This window comes from Paracoccus bogoriensis (genome assembly GCF_019431455.1).
GTDB lineage: Bacteria > Pseudomonadota > Alphaproteobacteria > Rhodobacterales > Rhodobacteraceae > Paracoccus > Paracoccus bogoriensis.
The window spans coordinates 1-9,836 of record NZ_JAHYSR010000044.1 but is presented as its reverse complement, the minus strand read 5'-3'; the positions used below and the strand labels follow the sequence as shown (position 1 = coordinate 9,836).

Annotated in this window: 11 protein-coding genes and 3 pseudogenes; 10 read left to right on the top strand and 4 right to left on the bottom strand. The window is 67.7% G+C overall.

Translation table 11 applies throughout. The features are described from left to right. Positions 1-322: 322 nt before the first annotated feature. The 5 genes and pseudogenes from KY389_RS15960 to KY389_RS14865 form a co-directional block, all read left to right on the top strand. Complete coding sequence (locus tag KY389_RS15960; protein WP_219831759.1) at positions 323-556, top strand: transposase; 234 nt, start codon at positions 323-325, stop codon at positions 554-556. Further along, positions 510-886: pseudogene (locus KY389_RS14880) on the top strand (hypothetical protein); the annotation flags it as partial. The gene KY389_RS15960 and the pseudogene KY389_RS14880, both read left to right, overlap by 47 nt. A 17-nt stretch (positions 887-903) precedes the next feature. Beyond that, positions 904-1,362: a hypothetical protein gene (locus KY389_RS14875; RefSeq protein WP_219831755.1), complete on the top strand. Its 459-nt coding sequence runs from the start codon at positions 904-906 to the stop codon at positions 1,360-1,362. Beyond that, a complete protein-coding gene (locus KY389_RS14870) occupies positions 1,362-1,856 on the top strand; it encodes an HK97 family phage prohead protease (RefSeq protein ID WP_219831754.1) in 495 nt (164 codons plus the stop codon). The genes KY389_RS14875 and KY389_RS14870 overlap by 1 nt, the downstream gene beginning before the upstream one ends. Beyond that, positions 1,844-2,116: pseudogene (locus tag KY389_RS14865) on the top strand (aldehyde dehydrogenase (NADP(+))); the annotation flags it as partial. The gene KY389_RS14870 and the pseudogene KY389_RS14865, both read left to right, overlap by 13 nt. A 74-nt stretch (positions 2,117-2,190) precedes the next feature. Here the strand turns inward: KY389_RS14865 and arsJ are convergent. Genes arsJ through KY389_RS14850 form a run of 3 tightly spaced genes read right to left on the bottom strand, consistent with a single transcriptional unit; the run spans position 2,191 to position 5,265 of the window. Continuing rightward, positions 2,191-3,429: an organoarsenical effux MFS transporter ArsJ gene (gene arsJ, locus KY389_RS14860; RefSeq protein WP_219831753.1), complete on the bottom strand. Its 1,239-nt coding sequence runs from the start codon at positions 3,427-3,429 to the stop codon at positions 2,191-2,193. Further along, positions 3,426-4,430: an ArsJ-associated glyceraldehyde-3-phosphate dehydrogenase gene (locus KY389_RS14855; RefSeq protein ID WP_219831752.1), complete on the bottom strand. Its 1,005-nt coding sequence runs from the start codon at positions 4,428-4,430 to the stop codon at positions 3,426-3,428. The genes arsJ and KY389_RS14855 overlap by 4 nt, the downstream gene beginning before the upstream one ends. A 4-nt stretch (positions 4,431-4,434) precedes the next feature. Next, positions 4,435-5,265 carry a metalloregulator ArsR/SmtB family transcription factor gene (locus tag KY389_RS14850; RefSeq protein ID WP_219831751.1) on the bottom strand — a complete coding sequence of 277 codons (831 nt, stop codon included), beginning with the start codon at positions 5,263-5,265 and terminating at the stop codon, positions 4,435-4,437. A 109-nt stretch (positions 5,266-5,374) separates the two neighbouring features. Between KY389_RS14850 and KY389_RS14845 the strand changes: the two genes are divergently transcribed. The 5 genes from KY389_RS14845 to KY389_RS14825 all read left to right on the top strand — a co-directional run bounded on the left by KY389_RS14845 (position 5,375) and on the right by KY389_RS14825 (position 9,622). Further along, positions 5,375-6,037 carry a GntR family transcriptional regulator gene (locus KY389_RS14845; protein ID WP_219831750.1) on the top strand — a complete coding sequence of 221 codons (663 nt, stop codon included), beginning with the start codon at positions 5,375-5,377 and terminating at the stop codon, positions 6,035-6,037. Between the two features lie 70 nt (positions 6,038-6,107). Then, positions 6,108-6,671, top strand: a complete 564-nt coding sequence (locus KY389_RS14840; RefSeq protein ID WP_246588174.1) for a biotin transporter BioY — start codon at positions 6,108-6,110, stop codon at positions 6,669-6,671. Further along, positions 6,668-7,639 carry a biotin synthase BioB gene (bioB, locus tag KY389_RS14835; RefSeq protein ID WP_219831757.1) on the top strand — a complete coding sequence of 324 codons (972 nt, stop codon included), beginning with the start codon at positions 6,668-6,670 and terminating at the stop codon, positions 7,637-7,639. Before KY389_RS14840 ends, bioB begins: the two co-directional genes overlap by 4 nt. 75 nt (positions 7,640-7,714) lie before the next feature. Then, the gene (locus tag KY389_RS14830) at positions 7,715-8,971 is read left to right on the top strand and encodes a glycerate kinase type-2 family protein (protein WP_219831749.1); all 1,257 of its coding nucleotides are present in this window, start codon (positions 7,715-7,717) and stop codon (positions 8,969-8,971) included. A gap of 285 nt (positions 8,972-9,256) precedes the next feature. After that, positions 9,257-9,622: a hypothetical protein gene (locus KY389_RS14825; protein ID WP_219831748.1), complete on the top strand. Its 366-nt coding sequence runs from the start codon at positions 9,257-9,259 to the stop codon at positions 9,620-9,622. Between the two features lie 55 nt (positions 9,623-9,677). Here the strand turns inward: KY389_RS14825 and KY389_RS14820 are convergent. Continuing rightward, a pseudogene (locus KY389_RS14820) lies at positions 9,678-9,836 on the bottom strand (transposase); the annotation flags it as partial.

Below are 9,836 nucleotides of genomic sequence, written 5' to 3'. Positions count from 1 at the left end.
CTGACCGCCACCGCCATGAACCTGAAGAAGCTGGCAGTGGCCGTGCTGCTGTTTCCTTGTTCCATCCTCCAAAGGCGCGAAGCCCGACCGATCACGGTGCCGGCCTGAAACGACTTCTTCAACAGCCCCCACCGGAGGGTTTCGTGCGGGCAAGCCCGCACTCCTCGCCAGGCGTCGTGGTCAGGGGCAACCATAACCTGGACCGGCTGATCGAGGCGGCGAACGATGTGCCCGATCCGGCGCGGCCCGCGCTGGACCTGTTCGATCGGATTCGCAATCCGGAGGAGAGGATCGAAGCGGCGACGGCCCGGATCACGGCGGCATCACGGCAGCCCGGAAGGCCGGCCCACTCGCCCGCCGGCTCGCCACGATCCCGGGGCTCGGCCCCATCGCGTCAAACGCCTTCGCGGCCACAATGCCGGACGTGGCGGCATTCCAGTCTGCAAGGGATCTGGCGGCGCGGCTCGGCCTGACGCCGCGGGTCCATTCGTCCGGCGGCAAGAAGATGGGGTGGCGCGCATCACTGGGCACGGGAGATGGTCTCGCATGGGCATGACGTCCGCTTGATCGCACCCTGCCAGGTCAAGCCGTTTTGTGAAGCGCCAGAAAAACGACGGTGAGGAGGACCGTGGCTGCAGTGCAGCCGCGTGAGCCGACGAACGATGCCGAGGCGATCGTCGAGGCGGCGCAACGCCCCAACATGCGCTTCGTCGAGCCCAGGAGCGAAGATCAGCAGGCACGCGCCATCCTGTTCCGCACTCGCGAGCAGTTCGTCAGCCAAAGGACCGAGACCACCAATGCGCTGCGTGCCCACCAGAGCGAATTCGGGCATGTCGCTCCGCAGGGGATCGACCATCTGCGCCGCTTGCGCGCAGTTGTCGAGGATGGGGCCACGGATCCCCGGTGACGCCCTCCCCGATCCGGCGCAGGCGCCCGCTGCAATGCCCGCCGCAATCGGCACAGGCATCAGCGCCGGGCGTCAGTTCCACCCCCATCGCGGGATGTGGTCCGGGCTCGGACGGCGCTTCGGCTTGTCCTTTCGGGCCTGCGATCTGGGCCGAACTCGACGACATGCTGGCGGCGGGCGCGGCTCCGATGTGGGAACTCGACCGGCTGGTGAAATACACCGGCGCACCCGTGATTGGCTCCGTCATGCCTGCGGAAACGGCGATCCTCACGACCGCCTCGAACAGGCTTCCCCCGGCCTTCCTGGGCATCTGGGGCGGCGTGGACATGATCCGCGACCCCTACACCGACGCGCAATCCAGCGGGCTGCGGCTGACGGGCCTGTTGACGGCTGATGTGACCGTGGCGCGCGGCGCGCAAATCCGCCTGATCACCGGCATCGGGGCGGACGAGTAATGCTCTGGGGCGGTAATCTGGGCGCGCTGGAAATCCGGGCCGAGGGCGGTTCAACCCGCCTTCTGGAGCGGTTCCCCTATGGTGCGGAAACCGAACTGGCACCGGGGCGGCGCGAGGTTATCGCCCCTCGGGCCTTTGCCGAACGGATCGAGGCGGGCGGGGAAATCCACCTGCTATCGCAGCATGACTATGCCAAGCCCCTTGCCTCGACGGCGGCGGGCACCCTGTCCCTGCGCGACACCCCCGAGGCGTTGGAAATCCGGGCCGATCTGGACGGCGGCACATCCTGGGCGGCTGACTTTCTGGCGGCGCACCGGGCGGGCCTGATCAGGGGCGTTTCCCCCGGCTTTCGCGTCCAGGACGGCGGCGAACGGATCGAGCGGCGCGGCGCTGATGTGCTGCGGACGATCACCCGCGCGGCGCTGTTTGAACTCTCGGCAGTCACCCGGCCTGCCTATCCCTCGGCGCAGATGGAGCAGGTCGCGGCCAGCTGACCGCGACGATGCAGCTGGAGGACGGCGACGCCGATCTGGGCCGGCGCCTTCTGCCCACGCTGGAACGCATGGCGGGGCGCGTGCTCTGCAACGGCTTTCCGACGGGGGTCGAGGTGGCGGATGCGATGGTCCATGGCGGTCCCTATCCGGCCAGCACCAACTTCGGCGCGACCTCGGTCGGCACCCTTTCGATCCGACGCTTCCTGCGACCGGTCTGCTATCAGAACCTGCCCGAGGCCCTGATGCCCGAGGATCTGCGGCAAGAGCGCACCGCATTGACGGTTCTTGTCGGGCGACGACATTGCCCGACGGAACCCGTCGATGTCCGGCCCGCTCAGGCCAAGGCGAGGCGGCGCATCGCCCACCAGCTTGCCGCCGCCATCGCGCCTGCCGTGGCCAGGCAAAGGGGCAGGCCGCCCCATTGATAGGACAGCCCCGACAGAAGCGTGCCGATCAGCCGCCCCGACGCGTTTGCCATGTAATAGAAGCCGACATCGCGGGTGATCCGGTCCGCCTGCCCGAAGGCCAGGATCAGATAGGAATGGACCGAGGAGTTCAGCGCGAAGACATAGCCGAAGCCCATCAGCCCCACAACCAGAAGGCCGGTCAGCCAGGGCGCGGGCTCGCCCGCGATCCAGGCCGCTGCGGCCAGCATCAGCGGAATCGGCACCAGCCGCCCCGCCCATCGCGCCGCATCGCGCGTGACGACCTCGTCGGGGCGTGCGGCGCCCCCCAGGATGCGCGGCGCTGCCGCCTGAACCGCGCCATAGAGGATGATCCAGACCGCCATGAAGCCGCCGACCAGAAAGAAAGCCTCGCGCCGCCCTTCGGCGGTGCCGTCCGACAGGACGGCCTGAAAATAGATCGGGATGCCCACCACGAACCATACGTCGCGCGCCCCGAACAGGAACAGCCGCGCCAGCGACAGCCGGTTCACGCGCGGATCGGCCGAGCGCCAGCCCGACCAGCGATCCGCGCCCTTCATCCGCCCCGGCAGACCCGGCGGCAGGAACAGTGCGACCGCCAGCAGGATCGCAGTCAGCACGCCTGCCATTCCCCATATGGCCGCCTGGAACCCCGTCAGCGCCAGAAGCGCCGCGCCGAGGAAAAAGCCCAGACCCTTGACCGCGTTCTTCGACCCGGTCAGCGCCGCGACCCAGCGGAACAGGCCGCCCTCAGCCGCAGGCGCCAGCACCTTGACCGCCGATTTCGACGACATCTTGGCCAGATCCTTGGCCACACCCGAGGCCCCCTGAACCGCCATCACGAAGACGACCGAAGCCGTCACCGACCATGACGGGTCCAACTGCGCCAAGGCCGCGAGCGCCGCGATCTGGATGCCCAGCCCGGCATAGAGCGTCGCCGCCAGCCCGAACCGCGCCGCCAGCCAGCCCGCGCCGAGATTGGTGACGATGCCCGCGACCTCATACAGCAGAAACAGCCAGGCCAGTTGCAGCGGTGAAAAGCCCAGCCCGTCGAAGTGCAGCAGGACCAGCATCCTCAGCGCGCCGTCCGACAACATGAAGGCCCAATAAGCCGCCGTCACCGCCGCATAGGCGCGCAGCCCGCTCATGACATGCGCCCGGCGACCATGCGCGCGATATCGACCAGACGGCAGGCATAGCCCCATTCGTTGTCATACCACGCATAGACCTTGACCTGAGTGCCATTCACGACCATCGTGGAACCTGCATCCACGATACTGCTGCGCGGGTCATTGATGTAATCGGTCGAGACAAGGGGCCGTGTTTCGTAGCCCAGAATGCCCCGCAACGGACCTTCGGCGGCTGCGGCGAACAGGGCGTTGACCTCGGACACGGTGGTCGGGCGCTCGACCTCGAAGACGCAATCGGTCAGCGATGCGTTCAGCAGCGGCACCCGCACCGCATGGCCGTTCAGGCGGCCCGCCAGTTCGGGATAGATCAGCGTGATCGCCGTGGCGCTGCCCGTCGTCGTGGGGATCAGGTTCATCAGGGCCGAGCGCGCGCGCCGCATGTCCTTGGCGGGGCGGTCCACGATGGTCTGGGTGTTCGTCACGTCGTGGATCGTCGTGATGGAGCCGTGGCGGATGCCAAGCGTCTCATGGATGACCTTGACCACCGGAGCCAGGCAATTCGTCGTGCAACTGGCCGCCGTCACGATGCGCTGGCTGCCGTCGTAAAGGTGGTGATTCACGCCATAGACCAGATTCAGCGCGCCCCCGTCCTTGACCGGCGCACTGACCACGACCTTTTGCACGCCCGCCGCGAAATAGGGTGCGATCCTGTCGGCCGTCTTGAAGACGCCCGTCGCGTCGATGACCAGATCGACACCATCCAGCGGCATGGCCTCGATGGTCTTGTGTTGCGTCAGCGGGATGGGCTGGCCATCCAGGATCAGCGCGTCGTCCCTGGCCGCGACAGGCACGGGCCAGCGGCCATGCACGCTGTCGAATTCCATCAGCAGCGCGTGCTGTTCGGCATCGCCCGCCGCGTCGTTCAACAGCACGATCTGGCCGCCCATGCCTTCGTCGATCAGGCGCCGCAGCGCCAGCTTTCCGATCCGGCCAAGGCCGTTCAGCGCGATCCGTGTCATGGTCTCAGTCCCTTGTCAGTTCCGAAGCGTCGATCTGATCGACCCTGCGTTGCAACGAGATCCGGTCCAGGCTGGCGACGGGCAGCGCCGCAAAAGCCTCGATCCGGCGGCGCAACGCGGCATAGGTCCGGGCAAAGACCAGACCCTTTTCGGCATCCGTGCCCTGAGCCTTCACGGGATCGGGCAGGCCCCAATGGCCGGTGATGGGCTGGCCGGGCCAAGGCGGGCATTCCTCGGCCGCCGCCGTGTCGCAGACGGTAAAGACGAAGTCCATCACCGGCGCGTCGGGTGACTGGAACTCGGACAGATGCTTCGAGCGCAGCGATCCGACATCGTGGCCGTTGCGGGTCAACACTTCCATCGCAAAGGGGTTCAGTTGACTGCCGGGCCGCGTTCCCGCCGAATGGGCGATGAACTTACCGCCCCCCAGATCGCGCAGCAGCGCCTCGGCAAAGATCGAACGGGCGGAATTGCCCGAGCAGATGAACAGCACGTGATAGGCGGAATCCGACATGGGTTTGTCCTTGACAAGAGGCTGCAGCAGGCCGGGCCGCGCCCGCCCCAGATCCAGCGCCAGATAGCCCAGCAATGCCTCGGTCATGTCCAGATCGACCGAGTAGAACAGCGACCGCCCCTGCCGTTGCACCGCGACCAGCCCCGAGCCCGTCAGGTCGGACAGATGATGCGACAGCGTGTTGGGCTTCAGGCCAAGCGCCTGCGCGATCTCGGTCGGGCGTGCCCCGCGCGGAGCAAAGCGCATCAGCAGGGCAAAGACCGACAATCGGCCGGGATGGCCCAATGTGGCGAAGGCATGAGCGGCGCGAACCCTTTCCATAATTCCTGAATACAGGAAATATCAGCGAGTGCCAGTGAATGTTTGATGACGGTTTTGCGTCACGTCCTGCGCTGTGGACCTGATCAGAGCGGCGGATTATCCATGGACGATGAAACAGCCTCAGGACACCATCGCGGCCCGCATCGCCCGTGCACTGGCCGATCGCATCATCACCGGCGCGATCCCACCCGGCGCGCCCTTGCGACAGGACCATGTCGCGGTCGAGTTCGGTGCCAGCCACGTCCCCGTGCGCGAGGCCTTCCGCCAACTGGAGGCTCAGGGCCTTGCGGTCAGCGAGCCGCGCCGGGGGATGCGCGTCACTTCATTCGATGTCGAAGATCTGCGCGAGGTCGCCGCCATGCGCGCCGCGCTCGAGGTTCTGGCGCTGCGCCACGCCGCCCCCCGCATCACCCCCGCCGTGCTGGAGGCCGCAGACGCGGCCAACCGCGCCGCCGAGGCCGCGACCGATGTGCATGCCTGGGAGGAAGCCAATCGCCGCTTTCACCGCCTGCTTCTGGCGCCCTGCGCGATGCCGCGCCTCATGTCGTCCATCGACAGCCTGCATCTTGCCAGCGCACGCTTCCTGTTCGCCGCCTGGCGCAGCCAGTGGGAAAAGCCGACCGATCAGGAACATCGGGCCATTCTGGCGGCGCTGCGGCGCGGGCAGACCGATCTGGCCTGTTCGGTCCTGGCCAAGCATGTGGGCCGGATCAGCGGCAGAAGTCCGCAAAACAAGTTCGACAAATCAGGGACATATGCGATAATCGGTTAATTATCTATAATTTGGATTGTCCGACTCAGCAGCCTCTGCCAGTCCATAGATAAAGCAGAGGAGAGGTCTCATGACGACACCGACGATGATTGACCGCGCCGGATTGCGGGGGCTTGCGCGCCCTGTTGCGCTGGCCTTCGGGCTGGCGGCGCTGATCACCCTGGCGGCCAAGGTGCAGGTGCCGTTCTGGCCGGTGCCGATGACGCTGCATACCCTGGCGGTCATGGCCATCGCCGCCTTGGCCGGCCCGCGGCTGGCTGTGGGCGCGATGCTGGCCTATCTGGGCATGGGCGCGGCGGGGCTGCCGGTCTTTTCGGGCACACCCGAGCGTGGGCTGGGTCTGGCCTATATGGTCGGGCCGACCGGCGGCTATCTGGCGGGTTATCTGCTGGCGGCGGGACTGATCGGCTGGCTGGCGCAGGGCGCGAGCATGGTCCGGCAAGGGCTGGCCATGCTGGCCGGTCTGGCGGTGGTCTATGCCCTCGGCGCGGCGTGGCTGATGCTGTTCGTTCCGGCCTCGAAGGTGCTGGCGGTGGGCGTCCTGCCCTTCGTGGCGGGCGATCTGGTCAAGATCGGACTGGCGCTGATGATCGTCGCGCTGTGGAGACGGTTCCGCGGGGCGCGGCGGGCATGATCCGCACCGACTGGACGCTGGAGGAGGCGCGCGCGATCCACGCGCTGCCTCTGCCCGATCTGATCCACCGGGCGCAGAGCCTGCACCGCGCCCATTTCGATCCGAACGTGGTGGAGCAGGCCAGCCTGCTCAGCATCAAGACCGGCGGTTGCCCCGAGGATTGCGGCTATTGCTCGCAAAGCGCGCATCACGACACCGGCGTCAAGGCGGGCAAGCTGATGGATGTCCAGGACGTGCTGGCTTCGGCCCGGCGCGCCAAGGCGGCGGGGGCGCAGCGCTTCTGCATGGGCGCGGCCTGGCGCAGCCCCAAGGATCGCGACCTTGATGCACTATGCGCGATGATCCGCGGCGTGCGCGATCTGGGGATGGAAACCTGCATGACGCTCGGGATGCTGACTCCGGCCCAGGTGACTCGCCTGCGCGAGGCCGGGCTGGATTTCTACAACCACAATATCGACACCTCGCCGGCGCATTACGGCCGCATTGCGAGCACGCGGACCATGCAGGACCGGCTGGATACGCTGGACCATGTGCGCCGCGGCGGCATTCGGCTGTGCTGCGGCGGCATCCTGGGGATCGGCGAGACCGAAGAGGACCGCATTGCCATGCTGGTCCTGCTGGCCAATCTGGAACGCCATCCCGAAAGCGTGCCGATCAACCTGTGGCAGCCCATCGCCAATACACCGGTCGAGCGCATGGCCCAGCCGGTCGAACCCTTCTCGCTGGTCCGCGCGGTGGCCCTTGCCCGAATCCTGATGCCGCAAAGCGTGGTGCGCCTGTCGGCAGGGCGCACGGGGATGAGCGATACCTTGCAGGCCCTGTGCTTTCTGGCGGGCGCGAACTCGATCTTTGTGGGCGATGTGCTGCTGACGACCGAGAATCCGGCCTCGTGGCAGGATGCCGAGCTGCTGGCGCGGTTGGGGATGCGCAGCGATGTCGCACAGAGGCCCGCGCCGGAACCCGCCTGATCGCGCGGCCTGGTGGCTCTGGCCATGGCCACCATGCGTGCTAAGCTGCCCGCCAAAGCAGGATCAGGCGGCAGGATGACGATGGATCAGGCACAGACGCTGTTGCGCGCCATGTTCGATGCGGCGGTGGCGGCGGCCGATCCCGCGCGCGTGCTGGCCGCGCATCTGCCCGAACCTCCGCGCGGGCGCTGCATCGTGGTCGGCGCGGGCAAATCGGCCGCTGCCATGGCCGCCGCGCTGGAGGCCGCCTGGCCGGACCAAGCCCTGTCAGGGCTGGTCGTGACACGTCACGGGCATGGTGCGCCGACGCGGCGGATCGAGGTGATCGAGGCCGCCCATCCGGTGCCTGACGCGGCCTCGGAACGGGCGGCGCGGCGGATTCTGGCGCTGGTCGGGGGCGCGGGGCCGGATGATCTGGTCCTGGCGCTGATCTCGGGCGGCGGCTCGTCGCTGATGGTCGCGCCGCGCGCGCCCCTGACGCTGGAGGACAAGATCGCGGTCAACCGCCTCTTGCTGCGCTCGGGTCTGACGATCGAGGACATGAACCGTATCCGCCGCCGTCTGTCCGACATCAAGGGCGGCGGGCTGGCGCGGGCGGCGCATCCGGCGCGGCTGGTGACGCTGGCGATTTCGGATGTGCCGGGCGATGACCCCGCGGCGATCGCCTCGGGTCCGACGGTGCGCGACCCCTCGGCGAGCGATGATCTGTCGCCGCTGGTGGAGCGCCTTGGCCCCGACCTGCCACAGGCCGCCCGCGCGCTGTTGCTGGCCGCGCCTGAACCGGCCCCGGATGTCACCAGCGATTACCGCCTGATCGCCACGCCGCAGATGTCGCTTGAGGCCGCCGCCCGCGTGGCGCGACAGGCGGGCGTAACCCCTGTCCTGCTGGGCGATGCGCTGGAGGGCGAGGCCCGCGAATTGGGTGTTGTCATGGCGGGGATAGCCCGCTCGGTCGCGGCTCATGGCAGACCTGCGCCTGCGCCTGCGGCCCTGATCTCGGGGGGCGAAACGACGGTCAGCATCGGTGCGGGGCCTGCCGGGCAGGGTGGGCGGAACATGGAATTCCTGCTGTCGCTGGCCATGGCGCTGCGGGGGCATCCGCGCATCCATGCCTTGGCGGGCGATACGGACGGGATCGACGGAACCGAGGATGCGGCGGGCGCGGTGATCGGGCCTGACCTGCTGCGGCGCGCGGCGCAGGCCGGGCTGTCGCCGCGCGCGATGCTGGAGGCACATGACAGTTACCGGCTGTTCGACGCCACGGACTGCCTGATCCGCACCGGCCCGACCCTGACCAACGTGAACGATTTCCGTGCCATCCTGATCGCCTGATCGCGCGGACGCGCCGTTGGCGCACAGGACCGCGCGGTCGGCCGGCCATCGGGCAGATCGTGTTCCGCATCGCGCGCGAGATGTTCCTGCTGTTCCAGCATGGCGCAATCGAGGCCGACATTCCCGACCTTTTCGCTGATCGCCCGGGCGCCGCGATTGGCTGGTATCGCCGGCTGCCGGGCTTCGATCTGATCGCGCCCGCTCCGCGGTCCGAACGCGGGCGGCTGCAGATCATGGGGCCGGGGGCGCTGGTGGAATCGCTGCGTGACGCGCGCCCGCAGGGCCATGTCTTCCTTGATCTCAAGCGCGCCCCTTCCGGGGCCTCGCCTGTCGCTGGTCGAGCGCGTGATGACGCCGATCCCCTCGATGCAGAGATACGAGGACGATCTGCGCGACCAGTGGCAGAGCCGCGCGCTCGGGCAGGAATGGCGACGGATGCTGTCCCTGTGTCTGGACGTGATGGACGAGGCGCCGATGACCGTCCTGTCGGGCGAGATCCATCTGGCCGCTCAGGCGCGGATGCGGGGCAGGGGGTGCGACCTGATCCAGCCGATCGCCTCCGGGATCGCGCATGACGCGCCGCCGCAGGACTATGCGCGGGGCCAAGGGTCAGGACTCGTTAATTGGCTTGAGGCCGCCGGGCCTGCGTGATTCAAGCTCCCGGACTGACGGGGGTGATGATGAGCAACCTTGTCTAAGAACTTGCTCAAAGTCTTTTGAGCAGACGAGTCAAGAAAGCCAAGTAAATGAACTGCAGACTGGTGTTAAGTAGCCGCTCGCAGTTCTTTCACAGCCGCCGATTCTTTTCCAGCCAAGCGAAGCTGCGCTCTACCACCCAGCGTTTGGGGATGACCTTGAAGGTGTG